General features: G+C 34.3%; 1 protein-coding gene. It reads left to right on the forward strand.

The window, feature by feature from the left end:
- Window positions 1-216, forward strand: a 216-nt coding sequence (locus HRG09_RS28585; RefSeq protein ID WP_174104128.1) for a DDE-type integrase/transposase/recombinase, incomplete at both ends; no start/stop codon positions are given.

Here is a 216-nt window from a genome sequence, read left to right on the forward strand (position 1 = left end):
AAGGCATACAACTAAGGCAAGTTAAATATCTCAATAATATAGTGGAACAAGATCACCGTTTCATTAAGAAACGTGTACGTTCTATGTTAGGATTCAAGTCATATGAAACAGCTACTTCTATATTGAGTGGCGTTGAAACCATGCATATGATGAAAAAAGGACAACTTCACTTACAGGTGAAGTCTGCCCAAAATGAAGTTAGATTCATACATAAAT

Origin of the sequence: Bacillus sp. Xin1, from assembly GCF_013314535.1 — a bacterium.
Classification (GTDB): Bacteria; Bacillota; Bacilli; order Bacillales; family Bacillaceae_G; genus Bacillus_A.